Raw genomic sequence first — 18,990 nt, forward strand, 5'->3', positions numbered from 1 at the left:
CTATGTATGCCATGCGTCGTTGGTCCGCTCGCCATTCGAGTATCTTGAAAACTTTGTATCACCAGCTTGAAAATCTACTGGTCAAACTCTATCCGAGATTCGAAAAAATCGGTATTCAGAAGATTGAAAAGCCGCTGATGTTCATTGAAAAGCCGACCAAAAGTTTCTTCTTCGACTCACAATCCTGTGGGCAGTGTACTTTAGGCTCGACGGGTATGTCCTGCCCAATGAATTGTCCAAAAACCATTCGTAATGGCCCTTGTGGTGGCGTGCGTGCCAATGGTAAATGCGAAGTTAAACCGGAAATGGATTGCGTTTGGGTGGTTGCTTGGGAGGGTACACAACATCTAAAACCCGAAGAACGTGCCATTCAAATCGTCCAACCCATGCTCGATTGGCGCTTGAAGGGTAAGTCGGCTTGGTTACGGGCGGCTGAGCAAAAAGTGCGGGAGCTACGCTCATGAGTGCGATTTTAAAAAGAAGTCAGTTGCCCACGTTCTCCTATGCCGATGAACCAACTCCCGGAGAAAACTTACCGATTTTAGCAGGTCATGTCTCGCCCGGCCGTTTAGAACGGGTCTTACGTGCCGGGCATTTTGCCATGACCACTGAAATTGCCCCGCCTGATTCCGCTGACCCTGAAGAGGTTTATGCGCGCGCTAAGCTATTTGATGGTTATGTCGATGCCATGAATGCGACCGATGGTTCGGGGGCGCATTGCCATATGTCGAGTGTGGGGATGTGTTCGTTACTCACGCGTAAAGGCTATGCAATGGTGATGCAGATTTCCTGCCGTGACCGCAATCGAATAGCCATTCAAGGTGATGTCTTAGGTGCAGCCGCTATGGGCGTGTGTAATATTCTCTGCCTAAGCGGGGATGGTGTACAAGCAGGTGATCACCCTGAAGCCAAGCCAGTCTTTGATCTGGATAGCATGACCGCACTTAATACCATCCGCACCATGCGCGATGAGAGTCGCTTTTTAAGTGGGCGTAAACTCACTTACCCGCCGAAAGTCTTTATCGGTGGTGCAGCCAATCCATTCGCGCCACCATTTGATTACCGCCCTTTGCGCTTGGCGAAAAAAATTGCCGCTGGTGCGCAATTTGTACAGACCCAATATTGCTTTGATATGGAGATGTTTAAAACCTATATGCAGAAAGTGCGCGATTTAGGTTTAGATAAACAAGTCTTTATCCTGCTTGGCGTTGGCCCCTTAGCTTCGGCGAAAACAGCAGAATGGATTCGCAGTAATGTCGCGGGTGTACATATTCCTGACAGCATTATTAATCGCCTGAAAGGTGCACAAAATCAGAAGCAGGAAGGTCTGAATATTTGTATTGATATGATCAATCAAGCGCGTGAAATCGAAGGCGTGCATGGTGTGCATATTATGGCTTATCGCCAAGAGCACCATGTGGCTGAGATTGTCGAGCGCTCCGGTGCTTTAGAGGGGCGTACCCCTTGGCATCCGGGTATGTATGAAACTAATGAATCCACAAATTCACCGATTACCCCAAAGGAAGCAGCCGTATGACCGTCACAATTATCAGTTCGCCCAGCAAAGAAGTGCGCATCGGTTTTGATGAGCCTTTTGTGATTATTGGGGAGCGTATTAACCCGACTGGGCGCAAAATTCTCGCCGAAGAAATGAAAAATGGTGATTATAGCCGTGTACAAGCCGATGCTTTAGCGCAAGTCGAAGCGGGCGCGCAAATGCTGGATGTGAATGCCGGTATTCCTTTAGCCGATGAGCCACGGATTCTGGCGGAAGTCATTCAACTGGTGCAGTCCATCACTAATGTACCTTTGTGCATTGATTCCTCAATTATTGCGGCTTTAGAAGCGGGTTTAAGCGTCTATCAAGGCCGGGCTTTAGTCAATTCGGTAACGGGCGAAGATGAGAGCTTAGAGCGTGTCTTGCCTTTAGTGGCTAAATACGGGGCTTCGGTGGTGGCGATCTCCAATGATGAAACGGGAATTTCTCAAGATATTAATGTGCGCTACAACGTGGCGAAAAAGATTGTTGAGCGCGCGGCTGATCATGGCATTTCCCGTGATCGTGTTGTCGTTGATCCTCTTGTCATGCCGATTGGTGCGATCAATGACTCAGGTCGGCAAGTCATGGCTTTAGTCCGGCGTTTGCGCGAAGAACTCAAAGTGAATACCACTTGTGGTGCATCTAATGTGAGCTTTGGCTTGCCCAATCGGAATGGTATCAATAGCGCTTTTTTAACTATGGCGATTGGTGCTGGTATGACTTCAGCGATTACTAATCCCTTGCACCCTGAGGTGATGATGGCAGTGCTAGGGGCGGATGTTATGATGGGGCATGATCCTAACTGTGCGAGCTGGATTCGTAAATACCGTGAGCCAGCGCCGGAAGGTGAAGGTGGGGCGCGTGAGAATCGCCGTCGGCGTCGTGCTTAAAGGAGTGCTATGACTACTGCTAAAGTCGTTTTTCTTCCCTCAGGTCGCCGTGGAGAATTTCCCATTGGCACACCTTTATTACAGGCAGCCCAAAAGCTCGGTGTTGATATTGACTCCATCTGCGGTGGGCGTGGTTTATGTGGGCGTTGTCAAATCCTCTGCGCTGAAGGCAGTTTCCCTAAGCATGGAATCCATTCTAGCCTAGAGAATTTGAATGATTTCACGCTCACCGAACTGCGTTACAACCAAGAGCGTAAGCCGCTGGCACAAGGGCGGCGTTTAAGTTGCCATACTTATCTGCAAGGCGATGTGGTGATTGATGTACCACCAGATAGCCAAGTGCATAAGCAAGTTGTGCGTAAAGCCGCTGAGCAGCGCGATATTGTGCTGAATCCAAGTGTGACGCTGCATTATGTCGAAGTCACTGAAGCAGATATGCATGACCCTAAAGGCGATTTACAACGTTTGCTAGAGGCTTTGGAGTTTGAGTGGCAATTGGCAGGTTTGACTTACGACTTTAGTTTATTAGCTGAATTGCAAACTGCGTTGCGCCAAGGTAAATGGTCAGTGACGGCGGCGGTTTATCAAAATCAACGCATCTTAACGGTTTGGCCGGGTTTACGCGAAACGGTTTATGGGATCGCGGTTGATGTGGGTTCCACCACGGTCGCAGCGCATTTATGTGATTTACGCACGGGTGCTGTGCTGGGTTCAAGTAGCCTAATGAATCCACAGATTCGCTTCGGCGAAGACCTGATGAGCCGCGTTTCTTACATCATGATGCATCCCGAAGCTGCTGAAGCACTCACGCAAGCGATTCGGGATGGCTTAAATACGATTATTAGTGAACTTTGCCAACACCAAGCCATTCAGCGCACTGAAATTCTTGAGATGGTGCTGGTTGGCAATCCGATCATGCACCATATTTTCCTTGGGATTAATCCGGTGGAATTAGGCGGCGCTCCCTTCGCACTCGCGACCGATGAGGCAGTGAATATCAAAGCCGCTGAGATGGGTTTGCAGATTCATCCTGCCGGGATGGTTTATGTGTTGCCTTGTATCGCCGGGCATGTGGGTGCAGATGCGGCAGGCGTGGTGCTCGCAGAAGAGCCGCAGTTGCAGGAAGAAGTCACCTTATTAGTTGATGTGGGTACGAATGCTGAGATTGTCTTAGGCAATCGAGATCAATTATTTGCATGTTCCAGCCCAACAGGGCCTGCTTTTGAAGGGGCACAGATCAGTAGTGGTCAACGGGCTGCACCAGGAGCGATTGAACGGGTGCGGATTGATCCCTTAACTAAACAAGCGCGCTTTCGAGTGATTGGTTCAGAGCTTTGGTCAGATCAGACAGGCTTTGCCGAATCAGTGGCTGCAATTGGTGTGAATGGCATTTGTGGTTCAGGCATTATTGAAGTCGTGGCTGAAATGTATCTGGCGGGTGTGATCAGTACCGATGGCGTGATTGATGGTAGTTTGGCTGAAGCCTATCCTGAACTGATTATTCCGAACGCCCGTACTTGGTCGTATGTTGTGTATAGCGATGGGGCAGGGCGCGTGATTGCGGTCACGCAAAATGATGTACGCCAGATTCAATTAGCCAAAGCCGCTCTGTATGCAGGGGTGCGCTTATTGATGGATAAGATGCAAGTGCAGCAAGTTGGACGTATTCGCTTGGCGGGTGCTTTCGGTAGTCATATTGATGTGAAACATGCGATGGTATTAGGCTTAATTCCTGATTGTCCTTTGGATCAAGTATCTTCAGCAGGTAATGCTGCGGGAACAGGGGCACGGATTGCTTTATTGAATCAAGATGCTCGGCAAGTGATTGAAACGGTAGTCCGGCAAATTACCAAAATCGAAACTGCAGTCGAGCCTAAATTCCAAGACTATTTTGTCGGTGCGATGGCTTTCCCTCATAAGACAGATCCTTTTCCACATTTATTCGCAGTGGTCGACAAGCCTACTGAAAAAGAAACAGTAGTGGCGGATGATCCAACGCAACGGCGGCGTCGGCGTAAATGAGTAGTTTCAATATTGGAATTGATACGGGAGGTACTTATACCGATGCGGTGGTGATTGATACGCAGCAGCGTAAAGTTTTAGCTTCCGCGAAAGCACTGACAACCCGTGGTGATTTATCCATCGGCGTACTTGAGTCTTTGCAACGAGTGCTGGATGTAAGTCGTGCTCAGGTTGATCCACAGCAGATTGGTTTAGTCTCGCTCTCGACTACGTTAGCGACCAATGCCTTAGTCGAGGGTAAAGGTTCTGCGATAGCGGTGATTCTGCTCGGCTTCGATGACACCATGCTGGATCGCTCTGAACTAAAAACGGCTTTGCCAGCGGCTAAAGTAGTACGCATTGCGGGTGGTCATAAATACGATGGTAGCGAGCTTACTGCTTTAGATGAGATTACATTATTAACCGAATTAGCCACTATCACTGGTACTGTTGATGCTTATGCGGTGGCAGGTGTTTATTCAGTTCGTAATTCCAGTCATGAACGTCGCGTTCAAGCTTTAATTCAAGCAAAGACCGGCTGCCCTGTGACGGCTTCATGCGATTTATCTGAGGCTTTAAATGGGCCAAGACGTGCGCTAACGGCAGCTTTCAATGCGCGCATTATTGCCATGATCGTTGCACTTATTAATGCGGTGCAAACCGCTATGCAGGCTCAAGGCATTCACGCGCCTTTAATGATAGTCAAAGGCGATGGTTCACTGGCGAGCGCACAAGCAGTGATGGAAAAGCCCATTGAAACCATTTTATCGGGGCCGGCAGCGAGTGTGATCGGTGCGAATTTCATTTCAGGGTTAACCGATTTCATTATCTCGGATATTGGTGGTACAACGACCGATGTCGCGATAGTGCGCAATGGTTGGCCTGCTTTAAATGAAAAAGGCGCAATGGTCGGTATGCATCGCACGATGGTCAAAGCCATTGATATGCGCACCATTGGTTTAGGGGGCGATAGCGAAGTTGCGGTTGATCCTCAAGGGACAGTCTCACTACAACCTAATCGTGTCGTGCCAGTAGCTTTGATTGGAGCACGCTGGCCAAGTGTGCAAAAAGCTTTAGAAAGCGCTTTAGCGCAAGGCATGGGTTTAGGGATTGCTACGCTATTTTTATTGCGCCCTGAAGGTTTCAATGCAGCCTCTGATCCGACAGATTTAACAGCGGCTGAAAAAAGCTTACTAGCCGCTATCGGTGAAGAACCTAAGCCTTGGACGCAAGTGGTTAGCTCAGTCAGTGATCGGCGGCGGGTCTTGCGTTTTGTGGAGCGTGGTTTAGTTCAATTAGCAGGCTTTACGCCAAGTGACGCGGCGCATGTCTTGGCTCTGCAAGCACAGTGGTCGAAAGAGGTTGCCGATTTAACCTGTCTGATGATTGGACGTTCTTACGGCAAAGTTTCTTACAATGAAGCTAAGCGTGAGGCGGAGTGCCAAGCTTTTGCCCAAGAAATCTTTGAGGTCATGGTGGCAAAAAGTATACACGTGTTGCTCGAATCTTTAGCGGGCAGCAGTTTTGCCGCCAACGATCCTTTAGTGAGTTTAGTGGCTCATGGGCAAAGGTTATTAAATCACTTGCAAGTGAGCCTGCAGCCTTCTATTCCTTTAGTCGCGGTCGGCGGGCCTGCACCGGTATTTTATGGCGAAGTGGGTAGACGTTTGGGGGTTGAAACCATTATCCCAGTAGGTAGTGAAGTTGCCAATGCGATTGGTGCTGCTATCGGTTTGATTCGTGTGCAAGCCGTGGTTACGGTGGCTATGCGTGAGCCGGGCGGCTTTACCTTGCATCATAGTGGTGAACCTTTAATTTTTACGGATGCCTCGCAAGCTTTGGCAGAAGCGGATTGTTTAGTTCGGCAATTAGCAGAGTCTAAAGCGCAACAAATGGATGGTGATGTCTTAACAACTGAAGTAAAACTAGAACGTTTGGATGTACCGGGTTTAACGGGCGATGTCGGCTTAATTTCTGCTACTTTAACGGCGGAGTGCTTAGCCCGCCCTATCGGAGTTTGACTATGAGTAATGCAAACTTAGCCATTACCGGTGGCTGTGTTTGTGGTGCGGTGCGCTATCAAATCAATGGCTCTTTGCGTCCTGTGATTGCTTGCCATTGTGAGCAATGCCGACGTTTCAGTGGGCATTTTGTGGCAGCAACCGCGACCCGTAAACTTTATTTCCAATGGCTGAACACGGATGGCTTGAAATGGTATAGCTATCAGACTGGTTTGCGCCAAGGCTTTTGTCAGGAATGTGGGTCTAGTTTGTTTTTTGAAGATGAACAGGGTGAGCGTATTTCGATAGCCGCTGGTTCTTTAGATCGTCCTCAGGGGCTGAAAATCGCGGCACATATTTTTGCAGCCGAGGCTGGCGATTATTATTCCATTGACCACAGTGTTCCGGTCGCTATGGATGGGAGTCACTCGGTACAATTACCGCTTTAATAGCATTGGCTTCAGCTAACGCTTTGGTGTTAGTTTGCTATTCTCATAATAAAAGCTCATGGCGAGGAGGTCGTTATGCACACCACATTAATTCTTACCGTTTTAGGTCCTGATCACCCAGGTTTAGTAAAGTCCTTATCCGAAGTCCTCAATCAGCAACAAGGGAACTGGACTGAAAGCCGTATGGTGCATTTAGGGGGACAGTTTGCTGGCTTGCTACAAGTGAGTCTACCACGTGAGCGTGTGGCAAATTTGAAAGCAGCTTTGGATGGCTTGCAAGATAGTGGTTTAAAAGTATTAATCGCGGAAGCTAACGAGCTTCCAACAGCCACGGAAATCTTAAAAGTTGAAGTATTGGGCTTGGATCGTCCCGGTATTATTCGTGACATCACCACACAATTAGCCAGTCTCAAAGTCAATATTGAAGAGTTGTTCAGTGAGCAGCGCCCCGCGCCTATGTCGGGTGGTCTCTTATTTTTTGCAGCTTTAACAGTGAGCCTACCTGAAGGTATCAGTACAGAGCAGGTACAAGCTAAACTCGAAGAGTTAAGTGATCAGCTAATGGTGGATTTAAATTTTGCTTGATGTAGTGTTCACTAGCTAGATTAAACATCGCTCGATGGGTACAAAAAGCTTGCTCAGGCATTAGTCAGAGCAAGCCTCAAGGCTAGCGCAAAGATTTTAGTCTTTATCGGCAGCTACACACAGCCGATGAGATTTGATCATTCCATAAATTGCCTACAAACGGGACTGCACCAGGGCCAAAGCTGCGGCTGTCACCATCGTAGTTAATATGTTGATAAACCGTCAGTTCACAATTATTGGGCACACGTATCGCAGAGACCTTGTCGTTCCAGCTATCGCCGACAGAGTTGAGCTTGCCACGCACCGGTAGCACTTGTCCGGCAAAATCACTGTGCTCATACATCAAACAAGCTGGCTGCGGTGGGGTAGGGCATTGACATTTTAAAGCAGAGATTTGGTCATTCCATAAGTTGCCAACGGAGGGCGTATTGTTGGCAAACACACGTCGATCCCCTTGGTAATTATCGTGCTCAAAGGCAACTAAGCGACAGCTATTCGCCACTTGAACCGAGGAAATGCGATCATTCCACGCAGGGCCTACGCTCGGTATGGTTTGGCCGGGTAATAAAGACATGACGGAACCGGTGTAATTGATATGCTCAAAGACTTGGCAATTCGCTTGTACTGTACCCATCGTTAGCGCATTCGCAAATAGCAAACACCACAAACCTTGCTTACTCATACAGATTGACCTCGCAGTGATAGAAGGGGGGGGGCTAGGGTTTTAAAATTTTTATAGTAGCTAAAAACTAATATACAGGCTGACCCGCTGTTTTAGCATCCCTTAAATAAGGGATGCTGTAAATTTACTCCTTTAAGATCAATAAGCTAGTTAATTGATCACGCTCTTAATCCGAGCAATAGTTCTCTGCGCGAAAGCGTGGTGAGCAAATCGCCAAAAAAATCAAATCGCCTTCGCCAGTATTGCGAATACGCTGCCGACAATGCGGGGGAATAATGACGACATCACCCGCTTGAACCGCTTGTGGTTCTAAAGCACCGATTTCAACCATACCCCGACCTTCTAAAATCACATAGCGTTCAGTGGTGTGTAATAGCCAATGCCAGCGGGTGGTTTGCCCCAACTCGACACGAGCTCGTGCAATGGAAATTCCCCCATCGGCTGGGCTATTACTCAATTCAAGGATGTGACAGCCTTCATGAAAGTAATATTCATTATTGGGATTAGCGGAGATGATTAGAGGCTGCATAAAAATAACTCCGTTTAGACACTTAGGTTTAGTGAATTGTTATTGGCTGTTAAGCAGGTTTTATGCCATTGTGAACTTGGAGGAAGGCTAACCAATTAACAACGAAAAAAACCGTGAAATGGACGAAAAACAAGCTGAAAGCGCACAGACAGTCGCGCCCACTATTCCCGCTCGTGAATTTACCGCTGCTGAAATTGGTGCTCTGGCGCATTTGTACCGAGGGGAGGTTTATCGTTCGACGGTCTGGCGCACTCGCTTAGACAATACGACCAACTGGGCGGTCGTGACGACGGGCTTGGCCTTTTCCATTACCTTTGCAGGCAAAGATGCATCACCCTTGCCTTTAATTCTAGTAGGCTTTCTCATTTGTGTATTTCTGTTATTTGAAGCCCATCGTTATCGATATTTTAATGTATGGCGGGCGCGTGCACGCCATATGGAACGCGAGTTTTATGCGCCGATGTTGCGTGGTGAGGGTGCGCATTTAAATAAGTGGAATCAAATTCTCGCCGATGATTATTGTAAGCCACATCATCATATTAGTTTACCGCGTGCGATTGGTCGCCGCTTGCGACGTAATTATGCTTGGGTCTTGAGCGTGCAAGCGATTGCTTATTATGGAAAGTTAGCGATTCATCCCAGTCCGTTAGGTGGTTTTAGTGATTTATATGCGCGGGCGGTCGTCGGCCCCATTCCGGGGGAAGTAGTGATTGCTTGCGGTATTTTATTTCATAGCTCTTGGATGATTTTTGCTTATGTCACTTGGCGCAAAGATGTAGCAGATCGTAAACGGCGGAGTAGTAAGGTGGCGATGGGTTGAAGAGAGCCGTAAAGGCGTAAATATTCAATTCACGCCTTTCGTATTTATGAGGCATTAATGCTGAGTCGTTTTCAAATAATCTAAAGTGATTTTCAGCATCCGCCGTACTGGCTCAGCCGCACCCCAGAGTAATTGATCACCGACAGTAAAGGCTGTCAAGTATTCAGGGCCAATATTCATTTTCCGCACACGCCCGACTGGAATAGTTAAAGTTCCAGACGCTTGCACAGGGGTTAAACCTGCCAAAGTAGCGGCTTTATCATTCGGAATTAATTTTACCCATTCATTATGATTAGCAATGATAGCTTCGATTTCCGCTAAGGGTAAATCCTGTTTTAATTTAATCGTCACACCTTGAGAATGGCAGCGCATTGCACCAATTCTGACACATTGACCATCCACTGGAATAATATCTGCACCCGCAAGGCCAAGAATTTTATTAGTCTCAGCAATACCTTTCCATTCTTCTTTGGTTTGGCCGTTTTCCCAAGCTTTATCAATCCATGGGATTAAGCTACCGGCTAAAGGTGCGCCAAAGTTTTCAGTGGATAAACTACCATCATTTAATTTAGCAGTGACTTTACGGTCAATATCTAAAATCGCCGAATGGGGATCAGCTAATAAATCTTGGACTTCACCATTCAATTCACCCATTTGCGTGAGCAGTTCGCGCATATTCTTCGCACCTGCACCACTGGCCGCTTGATAAGTCATCGTCGACATCCATTCGACTAAGCCTTTTTCAAATAAGCCACCGAGTGCCATCAGCATCAAGGACACCGTGCAGTTGCCACCAACATAGTTTTTAATGCCTGCTTTTAAGCCCGCATCAATCACATGACGATTCACAGGGTCGAGCACAATAATCGCATCGTCTTTCATGCGCAAAGTAGAAGCGGCATCAATCCAGTAGCCATTCCAGTTGGCACGTAATTTTTCATACACTTCAGTCGTATAATCGCCACCTTGGCAGGTGACAATAATGTCCATTTGGCTTAAAGCATCAATATCTGAGGCATTCAGCAAAGGCTTCGCGCCCATGCCAACATCAGGGCCTGCTTGGCCTGCTTGCGAAGTGGTGAAAAATACTGGTTCAAAACCTTGAAAATCTTTTTCGGCCTGCATGCGCTCCATCAGCACGGAACCAACCATGCCACGCCAACCGACAAAACCTACTTTGAGCATTACAAACTCCGTCATTTAAAAATTGCAGGTCTCCCTACAGTGAGGCCAGCGAGTGTATCACTCTCACTGGCAGGCTTCATTAACTCTAATGCATTGAAAATGGCTTAATTCTCGCTGCGATTAGGATAAAGGGCTTAAGCTTTGGACTAATTTAACCCAATAAGCTGCACCGAGCGGCAGAATCTGATCATTGAAATCATAATAAGGGCTGTGCAAAGCATGACTTTGATCTAAGTCGCCATTGCCAATCCAAATATACGCACCCGGACGCTCTAATAAAAAGTAAGCAAAATCCTCAGCACCCATGCTGGGTTCTGGATTCCAGTGTGCTTTATCCATCCCGACTAAATCGTTAACCACGGCATAGCATTCTTCTGCTTGTGCCGGATGATTAATGGTGGCACTAGCCCCGTCAAGAAATTCAATGCTGGCTTGAGCATTAAAGGCCGCTGCCGTATGTTCAACTAAAGTCCGCAAGCGTGCATAAATCAGTTCTAAATCTGCTTTGTAAAAACTGCGAATCGCACCACGTAAGGTCACAGTTTCAGGGATGACATTATACGCACCACTGCCGCCTTGAATCTGGGTAACGCTAATTACTCCACTATGAATCGGCGAAAGATTGCGTGAAATCACCGTCTGTACGGCATTAATCAATTGAGCGGCAATAATAATCGGGTCATTGACTTTATCCGGCATGCCGCCGTGTCCGCCAGTGCCTTGAATCCTAATGTCAAAGCCATTAATAGCCGCCATTACGGGACCTGAATGTACCGCAAACTCACCCGCAGGTAAGCCCGGCCAATTGTGCATACCGTAAATTTCCTGAATCGGGAAGCGCTTAAATAAACCATCTTCCAACATACGCAAAGCACCGCGCTCACCTTCTTCCGCAGGCTGGAAGATAAAATACACTGTGCCCGCAAAATCTGAATTTTTGGCTAAAGCAGCGGCAGCGCCTAACAGCATCGCGGTATGCCCATCATGCCCACAACCGTGCATCTGACCGTGATGGCAGGAGGCATGTTCAAAGGTATTTAGTTCAGTTAGTTTCAGCGCATCCATATCTGCCCGCAAGGCAATATGCCGATCGGCTGCCTGTTTACCTTTGAGCACACCGACTACACCTGTCTCGCCAATCCCTGAGTGAACCTCTAATCCCATCGTTGTAAGTAATTCAGCCACTTTCTGGCTGGTGCGATGTTCTGCATAAGCAATTTCAGGATATTGATGCAAATCACGTCGCCATGCTTGCATGCTGCTATGCCACTCAAGGCTCGCCTCTAGTGCTGTTTCAAACATCTGCCTGCTCCTGAGTTTTTTATTATGTCGAGTGTGGCATAGCCGCTAGTGAAGGTAAATTTAAGGGTTAAGCTTTACAGTTAATAGTTAGCCTCGCGTACTATCTGGAGCTGTACTATTCTTAGTAAACAGATACTTAGCCTAACTTCTTGCCTAAGACTAATGCGCAATCATCACATGCCGCACTGTGGTGTAATCCTCTAAGGCATACAGCGACATGTCTTTGCCATAGCCCGATTGTTTCAAGCCACCATGAGGCATTTCATTCACTAGCATGAAGTGGGTATTAATCCAAGTACAGCCATAGCGTAAGCGTGCGGCGGTGGACATTGCTTTGCTCACATCTTTCGTCCACACCGAGGAGGCGAGGCCATAATCAGAGTCATTCGCCCAATTCACCGCTTCATCGGTATCCGTAAAACGAGTCAGTGAAATGACAGGACCAAATACTTCGCGCTGGACGATTTCATCCGTTTGCAACGCACCCGCAACTACTGTTGGCTCGTAATAAAAACCATTTTCTCCAGCGAGTTTGCCGCCGGTAGTGATTTCAATATGTTGCAATTCAGCGGCACGCTCCACAAAGCTGGCGACACGATTACGTTGACGCGTCGAGATTAAGGGACCCATTTCATTCGCCCCATCATCGGCTTGATTATAGCGAATTGAACTGACCGCAGAAGATAAGTCAGCCGCTAAGCGCTCATAGATTTTGGAGCCAGCATAGACACGACAAGCGGCGGTGCAATCTTGGCCAGCATTATAAAAACCGAAAGTGCGTAAGCCATTCACCACGGCTTCTAAATCGGCATCGTCGAACACAATCACGGGCGCTTTACCGCCTAATTCTAAGTGCGTGCGCTTGACCGATTTTGCAGCAGCTTGCATGATTTTCTTACCCGTTGCGATATCGCCAGTGATCGAAATCATATTGATTTTCGGGTGATTAATCAGGGTATTACCGACACTATCACCTCGTCCAAGTACTAGATTAACCACGCCTTCCGGTAAAATATCGGCGAGGAGTTTGGCGAATTTGAGTGCAGTGAGAGGCGTTTGCTCAGAAGGTTTGAACACGACAGTATTCCCACCCGCTAAAGCAGGGGCGAGCTTCCATGCCATCATCATTAAAGGATAATTCCACGGTGCGATAGATGCGACTAAGCCAATCGGATCGCGGCGAATCATTGAGGTATGGCCGGGTAAATATTCACCGGCTGCATTCCCCGGCATACAACGCACAGCACCGGCAAAAAAGCGATAGCAATCAATAATCGCCGGTAGCTCATCATTGCGTACCGCATTAATTGGCTTACCGCAATTGAGCGCTTCAAGTGCCGCGAAATCATCCGCTTCAGCCTCTAAGCGATCGGCAATTTTCAATAAATAAGCGGAACGTTGAGCGGGAGTGGTGCGTGACCAAGCGTCATAAGCTTTTTCGGCCGCAGCAACCGCACGATTAATTTGTTCTGGCGAAGCTTCAGGAATGCCTAAAATCTTAGCGCCAGTACGGGGATTAAAAATGGTTTCCTCGGCTTCAGTGCCCGCTTCAAAACTCGCACCAATTAACATCTGAGTATCCATACCTGCTCCTTTATTTACCTTGGACAGCGTTATGCTCGCCATCACGAGTTAAGTAATACGCCGCGATAATCGGCAGTAAAGTCATTAATACCACCAGCACTGCCACCACATTGGTGACAGGACGCTGGCGTGGGCGTACCAATTCTTCCAGCATCCAAATCGGTAAGGTGCTTTGTTGCCCTGCGGTGAAAGTGGTAACAATGACTTCATCAAATGAGAGTGCAAATGCCAACATCCCGCCTGCTAGTAATGCAGTGGCAATATTCGGCAAAATCACATAGCGAAAGGTCTGAAAACTATTCGCACCCAAATCCATCGAAGCTTCAATTAATGAACCAGAAATACGTCGGAAGCGTGCCACTGCATTGTTATAAACCACCACAATGCAAAAGGTCGCATGTCCTAAAACAATTGTCCAAAACGAAAAGGGAATTTCTGCCAAATTGAAAGCCGAGCGTAGCGCAATGCCCGTAATAATGCCGGGTAGGGCAATCGGCAAAATCACCAATAAGGAAATCGTTTCACGGCCAAGAAAGCGCGTGCGCGCCACCGCAGCAGCACATAAAGTGCCGAGCACTAAAGCAATTAAGGTGGAAATGCTCGCGACTTTTAAAGACAACGCTAACGCCTCCCAAACATCACTGCGTTCCCACGCCACACCAAACCATTTTAAGGTGAAATCAGGCGGTGGCCATTGGTAGCTTTTTTCTTCGGTAGTAAAGGCATATACAAAGATCAAGACAATGGGCAGGTGCAAGAAGGCTAGGCCTAAGCCAGCAGCGAATTTTAAGCTCCATGGTGCTTTAGAGTGCATTGAAAGCCCCAGCGCGTTTTGCCAGCCACAAGTAAATGCCCATGATCACAATCGGTACGACTGAGAAAGCCGCCGCCAGCGGAATATTTCCCGCTGTGCCTTGCTGCATGTAGACGGCTTGACCAATGAATAAGCGTGAGGAGCCAATAATTTGCGGAATAATGTAATCACCTAAAGTCAGGGAAAAGGTAAAAATCGAACCTGCAATCAGACCGGGCAGGGCGAGTGGCAATAAAACATAGCGAAAGGTCGGCCAAGCACTCGCGCCTAAATCCGCAGAAGCCTCCAATAAACTGGTCGGTACACGCTCTAAGGCGGCTTGTAAAGGCAAAATCATAAAGGGCAGCCAGACATAAACGAAGACCAAGAAGGTGCCGGTATAACTCACCGATAGCGAACTGCCTCCCACTACGGGTAGCGCCAAATACACATTCAGCAGACTATCTAAATGCAAGGTGGTGAAGAGCCAGTTCAGAATCCCTTCTTTAGCCAGAATCAACTTCCAAGCATAGACTTTGACCAAATAACTCGACCAGAGTGGCAACATAATTCCAATATAAAATAAAGCTTTCCATACGCCTTTGGCATAGCGTGCAGCGTAATAAGCAATCGGAAAGGCAATGATCGCGGAAGCAATGGTGACTAAAGCGGACATCAAGACTGTACGCAGAATAATATCTAGATTGGCGGGAACAAATAATTCTTGATAAGTTTTCAGCGTCCACTCGTGTTTGATCAGGCCAGAAAATTCATCAATCGAAAAAAAGCTTTGAATCAATAAAGTCGCGAGCGAGCCTAAATAAACTACCCCAAGCCAGAGCACGGGCAAAAGCAGCATTGTAATTAAAACTTGTTTGGGATACTGCCATAAATAATCGGATAAGCGTGCTAAGCGCGAATGATGATTGAGGGCGGCCAACGTAGTCATGCTGACTCCATCAGATGCAAATCGCTTGGCTGCCACGCAATTTGTAAATTGCTGTGATCGGCTGGTAAGGGAAGGTGATGCGGCACTAGAGCGTGTAACACCTGATCGTTAAGCGCTAATTGTACTCGATTTGCACTACCCATATAACTGCGACTTAATAGAGTCACGCTATACCCGCCCGTTTGTACCAATTGAATATCTTCGGGACGTAAGCTTGCCCATTGTGCAGGTAAACCTAAACTTTGCATAAAAGCAGGGGGTAAGACATTGGAGGAACCCACGAAGTTGGCTACAAAAGGTGAGTTTGGACGGCGATATAAAGCTTCAGGGGTGTCAACTTGGATAATTTTGCCTTGATTAAAGACCGCAATCCGATCCGCCATTGAGAGTGCTTCGCCTTGATCGTGAGTCACAAACACAAAGGTAATACCGAGCTGTTTTTGCAGGGTTTTTAGTTCTTCCTGCATTTGTTCGCGCAGCTTTAAATCCAAAGCGCCGAGTGGTTCATCCAAGAGCAGCACTTTGGGTTGATTGATTAGAGCACGGGCTAAAGCCACCCGTTGGCGCTGTCCCCCCGAGAGTTGTGCAGGGCGGCGTACCGAAAAGCCAGCTAATTGCACAAGGTTTAAAGCTTGTTCTGCAGCCTGATAACGTGTTTTTTTATCCACACCGCGAATCATTAAACCATAGGCCACATTGTCGATAATATTCAGGTGCGGGAAGAGAGCATAGTCTTGAAAAACCGTATTCACTTGGCGGTGATAGGGTGGTATACCGGCTACTGGTTCACCAAAGATTGCAATCTGCCCCGCGCTCGGCTGCTCGAAACCTGCAATTAAACGTAAGCAAGTGGTTTTGCCCGAACCAGAAGGCCCGAGCATGGCAAAGAATTCACCTTCTTGAATGGCTAAATCAACCCTATCGACTGCTTTGACTTGGTCGAAATGGCGCGAGACTTGCTCGAATAACACGGCAGTAGGCATATGCATAGCGTTCCTGAGCACGAGCGAGGAAAGGCAGCGAGCTTAACTCTTTAAGCTCGCCGCATTGCAGGATTAGCGTCCGCCAATGACTGCAATATAATCAGAAACCCAACGGTAATAGGGTACACAAGCGGTTTGTGAGGCGCATTTCGCCGCAGGTGTGACCCAGAATTTAATCTTCTCAAAGTCATCCATGCCGTTTTTCTTACAAGTTGCTTCATCCAACATGCCGCGTTTATCAGTACAGGCTGCTGGTACGCTCGGGTTCGCGCCAAACCATACGCCTAAATCACTTTGCAGATTGGAAGACAGACTATGTTCCATCCACAGATAAGCACAATTTGGATTTTCGGCCTTAGCGTGCAACATGGTGGTATCTGCCCAGCCAGTCACCCCTTCTTCAGGAATAGTTGAGGCGATTGGTTTTTGTTCGCTTTGCAGCAAATTCACTTGGAAAGGCCACGAGCCTGAGGCAACTACCCCTTCATTTTTAAAGTCATCAATTTGAATCATCGCATCGTGCCAATAACGCGCTATTAAGCTGCGTTGTTGGCGCAGCAAATCTAAAGCAGCTTTGTATTGATCTTCGTTTAATTCATAGGGGCTTTTAATGCCAAGCTCGGGTTTATGCGCCATCAGATAATTCGCCGCATCAGCAATATGAATGGGGCCATCGTAAGCTTGGACGCGGCCTTTATTCGGTTTGCCATCGGGCAAATCCATCGGTTCGAACACTACATTCCAGCTTTTTGGTGCTTCTTTGAATACTTCAGTGTTATACATTAATACATTTGGCCCCCACATGTAGGGAGTGCCGTAATGCACACCATCAACAGTATGCCAAGGCGCATCTTGCAGGCGTTTGTCGAGCGTTGACCAACTAGGAATTAATTTAGGATTAATCGGCTGCACGCGCTCGCCCGCAATTAAGCGCAAGGAAGCATCGCCTGAGGCTGTTACTAGATCAAAACCGCCTTCATTCATCAAAGCGACCATTTCATCTGAGGTATTCGCGGTTTTTACACTGACCTTGCAGCCGCTGTTCTCCTCAAATTTCGTGACCCAATCAAATTTTTTATCGGTTTCGCCCCGCTCAATATAGCCCGGCCAAGCAACAATATTGAGCTTGCCCTCGCCTTTGCCTAGCTCTTGGAGCATATCGGCCTGCACGAGACTGGTACTGGCTAGCACTGTCCCGATCAAGATTGAAAGACTGGTTTTAGTGACCCCACTCATACACTTTCCTCCGTTATGTCGCCAATCTGGACTGATAGGTTTTAGTATTAAAACAGATATGAGGCGGAGCGACCACTTCATTCCATAGATTTAAAATATCGGAAGAATAGAGGATTCGTGGTTTCTAAAGATAAGTTAAGCTTTCAAAGCTAGTTAGCTCCATGCTCTGCTATGCAAACAGAGGTATAGGGTGAAGGCTGATTTAGCGTATTGTTAACCTTAATCCATTTTAGAATTGCTGCTATGCAACTTGCCCATGAAGATAATTTGCGCCTCCATGTTTTGTTCGCTCAGTCTGTACAAGCGGTGCGTATTAATGAAGGCACTATGACTCTGCACGCTTTAACTACTAAAGGCGAGGCAACAATCAAACTCAATCCTACCGTGCGCGATGAGCAGTATTTGCGTTGGATTCGTGAATGGCTATCGTTAAAAGTCACCGGATCACCGGGCGGTTATCCGGTATTTTTGCAGCGTTGGACACGCACAGGGCATGCGCATAATAATTTAGAGCACATGCTGTTATTAGGCGAGCCGGAAGCGATTGTTGCCGTGGTGCATAGCCCTAATCTTAGCCATGAGCTAGCTAAGTATGCTTGGTGGGCTAATCCCTCTGCGGATACTGCGCGGCGGTTATTGGAAAAGTCAGCCGTTGCTGAAGGTGAACTTGGCAAAGAGTTAGCGACTTACTTATTAGAGTTTTTACCCTTTGAAGAAATCGCCTTAGATGTGGTGGATACGGTGCGCTTGTGTCTGCAAGGTGAGTTGATTGTAGCGGCTGAGCGCGAGCAATTGTGGAGTCGTGCTAAGCGCAAAAATCCATTTTATGTGGGCTTTTTACATGCGGATGCCAAACATATTCCACTCAATACTCAAGCTCACCCCCACTTTAATCTGGTGAATAGCGCTTTGCAAACCTTGCTGGCTGACAATAATCCTTTTGCGAATGCACTACATCATACCCTCAGTGCCGATGGGCAAAAATGGCTACAAACTTTGTTATTGGCACTGGAAAAACCTACTGATCAAGAGGTGGTGATTTCCTTATTTCGCGCCATCCAAAAACGCTTTAATTTACCCTTCCCTGAAGTACGCGGCGTGGATATGGACTTGGCTCTACAACGTGCTAATCAGTATTGCCAAGGGATTGAAACACCGGAAGTTTTGCAGGTAGTGTTGGATACTTTGCCTAGCGAATTGCATCCCACCATGAATCATCTGTTAGTGCTCGCGCAACTGGGTGAAGATAGTTTGAATAAGATGTTTGGGGGAAGCGATGCGGTGGGGTCGGTGATGCGGAAGCATTTGGAGCCGTTGGTGAAGGTGATAGTGGATAGAGTTGGGGTGTTATTGGGTGGGAGGTGAGCTATTGTTGTTACGCTGGATTAAGCAAGCTGGCTACCTTACACTGGTCATGCACCAGAGGAGTTGAAGAGCCACTAAAGCGGTAGTAACTTAAGCG

General features: G+C 47.5%; 18 protein-coding genes. 9 read left to right on the forward strand and 9 right to left on the reverse strand.

Annotated elements, in window-relative coordinates:
• The first annotated feature begins 2 nt into the window (after positions 1 to 2).
• The 7 genes from Q0307_RS18470 (at position 3) to Q0307_RS18500 (ending at position 7,465) form a co-directional block, all read left to right on the forward strand.
• Positions 3 to 464: a methylenetetrahydrofolate reductase C-terminal domain-containing protein gene (locus Q0307_RS18470; RefSeq protein ID WP_298662741.1), complete on the forward strand. Its 462-nt coding sequence runs from the start codon at positions 3 to 5 to the stop codon at positions 462 to 464.
• Positions 461 to 1,537 carry a methylenetetrahydrofolate reductase gene (locus Q0307_RS18475; protein ID WP_298662743.1) on the forward strand — a complete coding sequence of 359 codons (1,077 nt, stop codon included), beginning with the start codon at positions 461 to 463 and terminating at the stop codon, positions 1,535 to 1,537. The genes Q0307_RS18470 and Q0307_RS18475 overlap by 4 nt, the downstream gene beginning before the upstream one ends.
• A complete protein-coding gene (locus Q0307_RS18480) occupies positions 1,534 to 2,430 on the forward strand; it encodes a methyltetrahydrofolate cobalamin methyltransferase (protein WP_298662744.1) in 897 nt (298 codons plus the stop codon). Before Q0307_RS18475 ends, Q0307_RS18480 begins: the two co-directional genes overlap by 4 nt.
• Positions 2,431 to 2,439: 9 nt before the next feature.
• Positions 2,440 to 4,452: an ASKHA domain-containing protein gene (locus Q0307_RS18485; protein WP_298662745.1), complete on the forward strand. Its 2,013-nt coding sequence runs from the start codon at positions 2,440 to 2,442 to the stop codon at positions 4,450 to 4,452.
• A complete protein-coding gene (locus Q0307_RS18490; RefSeq protein WP_298662747.1) occupies positions 4,449 to 6,452 on the forward strand; it encodes a hydantoinase/oxoprolinase family protein in 2,004 nt (667 codons plus the stop codon). The genes Q0307_RS18485 and Q0307_RS18490 overlap by 4 nt, the downstream gene beginning before the upstream one ends.
• Before the next feature lie 2 nt (positions 6,453 to 6,454).
• Entirely contained in the window at positions 6,455 to 6,880 is a 426-nt protein-coding gene (locus Q0307_RS18495; RefSeq protein ID WP_298662749.1) for a GFA family protein, read from the forward strand.
• Between the two features lie 75 nt (positions 6,881 to 6,955).
• Complete coding sequence (locus Q0307_RS18500; protein ID WP_298662751.1) at positions 6,956 to 7,465, forward strand: ACT domain-containing protein; 510 nt, start codon at positions 6,956 to 6,958, stop codon at positions 7,463 to 7,465.
• Between the two features lie 103 nt (positions 7,466 to 7,568).
• Here the strand turns inward: Q0307_RS18500 and Q0307_RS18505 are convergent, their stop codons facing one another.
• Together Q0307_RS18505 and Q0307_RS18510 are read right to left on the reverse strand one after the other, a co-directional pair.
• Positions 7,569 to 8,147 carry a peptidase inhibitor family I36 protein gene (locus Q0307_RS18505; RefSeq protein WP_298662752.1) on the reverse strand — a complete coding sequence of 193 codons (579 nt, stop codon included), beginning with the start codon at positions 8,145 to 8,147 and terminating at the stop codon, positions 7,569 to 7,571.
• A 166-nt stretch (positions 8,148 to 8,313) separates the two neighbouring features.
• A complete protein-coding gene (locus Q0307_RS18510) occupies positions 8,314 to 8,676 on the reverse strand; it encodes a cupin domain-containing protein (RefSeq protein ID WP_298662754.1) in 363 nt (120 codons plus the stop codon).
• 118 nt (positions 8,677 to 8,794) lie between these two features.
• On the opposite strand from Q0307_RS18510, the gene Q0307_RS18515 reads away from it, so the two are divergent.
• Positions 8,795 to 9,496, forward strand: a complete 702-nt coding sequence (locus Q0307_RS18515; protein WP_298662756.1) for a DUF2270 domain-containing protein — start codon at positions 8,795 to 8,797, stop codon at positions 9,494 to 9,496.
• Positions 9,497 to 9,550: 54 nt separating this feature from the next.
• Here the strand turns inward: Q0307_RS18515 and asd are convergent, their stop codons facing one another.
• From asd to Q0307_RS18550, 7 genes are all read right to left on the reverse strand, one after another.
• The gene (gene asd, locus Q0307_RS18520; RefSeq protein ID WP_298662771.1) at positions 9,551 to 10,681 is read right to left on the reverse strand and encodes an aspartate-semialdehyde dehydrogenase; all 1,131 of its coding nucleotides are present in this window, start codon (positions 10,679 to 10,681) and stop codon (positions 9,551 to 9,553) included.
• Positions 10,682 to 10,801: 120 nt separating this feature from the next.
• Positions 10,802 to 11,983, reverse strand: a complete 1,182-nt coding sequence (locus tag Q0307_RS18525; protein WP_298662758.1) for a M20 aminoacylase family protein — start codon at positions 11,981 to 11,983, stop codon at positions 10,802 to 10,804.
• Positions 11,984 to 12,142: 159 nt separating this feature from the next.
• Complete coding sequence (locus Q0307_RS18530; RefSeq protein ID WP_298662760.1) at positions 12,143 to 13,567, reverse strand: gamma-aminobutyraldehyde dehydrogenase; 1,425 nt, start codon at positions 13,565 to 13,567, stop codon at positions 12,143 to 12,145.
• Between the two features lie 10 nt (positions 13,568 to 13,577).
• Positions 13,578 to 14,381, reverse strand: coding sequence for an ABC transporter permease (locus Q0307_RS18535; RefSeq protein ID WP_298662762.1), 804 nt, complete (start codon positions 14,379 to 14,381; stop codon positions 13,578 to 13,580).
• Positions 14,371 to 15,309, reverse strand: a complete 939-nt coding sequence (locus Q0307_RS18540; RefSeq protein WP_298662764.1) for an ABC transporter permease — start codon at positions 15,307 to 15,309, stop codon at positions 14,371 to 14,373. The genes Q0307_RS18535 and Q0307_RS18540 overlap by 11 nt, the downstream gene beginning before the upstream one ends.
• Positions 15,306 to 16,298 carry an ABC transporter ATP-binding protein gene (locus Q0307_RS18545; RefSeq protein ID WP_298662766.1) on the reverse strand — a complete coding sequence of 331 codons (993 nt, stop codon included), beginning with the start codon at positions 16,296 to 16,298 and terminating at the stop codon, positions 15,306 to 15,308. The genes Q0307_RS18540 and Q0307_RS18545 overlap by 4 nt, the downstream gene beginning before the upstream one ends.
• Positions 16,299 to 16,364: 66 nt before the next feature.
• Positions 16,365 to 17,528, reverse strand: coding sequence for an ABC transporter substrate-binding protein (locus Q0307_RS18550; RefSeq protein ID WP_298662768.1), 1,164 nt, complete (start codon positions 17,526 to 17,528; stop codon positions 16,365 to 16,367).
• A gap of 243 nt (positions 17,529 to 17,771) precedes the next feature.
• On the opposite strand from Q0307_RS18550, the gene Q0307_RS18555 reads away from it, so the two are divergent.
• Positions 17,772 to 18,893: a hypothetical protein gene (locus Q0307_RS18555; protein WP_298662770.1), complete on the forward strand. Its 1,122-nt coding sequence runs from the start codon at positions 17,772 to 17,774 to the stop codon at positions 18,891 to 18,893.
• The last annotated feature ends 97 nt before the right edge of the window (positions 18,894 to 18,990 follow it).

Origin of the sequence: uncultured Thiothrix sp. (genome assembly GCF_937873765.1) — a bacterium.
Classification (GTDB): Bacteria; Pseudomonadota; Gammaproteobacteria; order Thiotrichales; family Thiotrichaceae; genus Thiolinea.

Coding starts and splice junctions, on each gene's coding strand:
- Q0307_RS18470 (WP_298662741.1), top strand. CDS start 3: ATGTATGCCATGCGTCGTTGGTCCGCTCGCCATTCGAGTATCTTGAAA.
- Q0307_RS18475 (WP_298662743.1), top strand. CDS start 461: ATGAGTGCGATTTTAAAAAGAAGTCAGTTGCCCACGTTCTCCTATGCC.
- Q0307_RS18480 (WP_298662744.1), top strand. CDS start 1,534: ATGACCGTCACAATTATCAGTTCGCCCAGCAAAGAAGTGCGCATCGGT.
- Q0307_RS18485 (WP_298662745.1), top strand. CDS start 2,440: ATGACTACTGCTAAAGTCGTTTTTCTTCCCTCAGGTCGCCGTGGAGAA.
- Q0307_RS18490 (WP_298662747.1), top strand. CDS start 4,449: ATGAGTAGTTTCAATATTGGAATTGATACGGGAGGTACTTATACCGAT.
- Q0307_RS18495 (WP_298662749.1), top strand. CDS start 6,455: ATGAGTAATGCAAACTTAGCCATTACCGGTGGCTGTGTTTGTGGTGCG.
- Q0307_RS18500 (WP_298662751.1), top strand. CDS start 6,956: ATGCACACCACATTAATTCTTACCGTTTTAGGTCCTGATCACCCAGGT.
- Q0307_RS18505 (WP_298662752.1), bottom strand. CDS start 8,147: ATGAGTAAGCAAGGTTTGTGGTGTTTGCTATTTGCGAATGCGCTAACG.
- Q0307_RS18510 (WP_298662754.1), bottom strand. CDS start 8,676: ATGCAGCCTCTAATCATCTCCGCTAATCCCAATAATGAATATTACTTT.
- Q0307_RS18515 (WP_298662756.1), top strand. CDS start 8,795: ATGGACGAAAAACAAGCTGAAAGCGCACAGACAGTCGCGCCCACTATT.
- asd (WP_298662771.1), bottom strand. CDS start 10,681: ATGCTCAAAGTAGGTTTTGTCGGTTGGCGTGGCATGGTTGGTTCCGTG.
- Q0307_RS18525 (WP_298662758.1), bottom strand. CDS start 11,983: ATGTTTGAAACAGCACTAGAGGCGAGCCTTGAGTGGCATAGCAGCATG.
- Q0307_RS18530 (WP_298662760.1), bottom strand. CDS start 13,567: ATGGATACTCAGATGTTAATTGGTGCGAGTTTTGAAGCGGGCACTGAA.
- Q0307_RS18535 (WP_298662762.1), bottom strand. CDS start 14,381: ATGCACTCTAAAGCACCATGGAGCTTAAAATTCGCTGCTGGCTTAGGC.
- Q0307_RS18540 (WP_298662764.1), bottom strand. CDS start 15,309: ATGACTACGTTGGCCGCCCTCAATCATCATTCGCGCTTAGCACGCTTA.
- Q0307_RS18545 (WP_298662766.1), bottom strand. CDS start 16,298: ATGCATATGCCTACTGCCGTGTTATTCGAGCAAGTCTCGCGCCATTTC.
- Q0307_RS18550 (WP_298662768.1), bottom strand. CDS start 17,528: ATGAGTGGGGTCACTAAAACCAGTCTTTCAATCTTGATCGGGACAGTG.
- Q0307_RS18555 (WP_298662770.1), top strand. CDS start 17,772: ATGCAACTTGCCCATGAAGATAATTTGCGCCTCCATGTTTTGTTCGCT.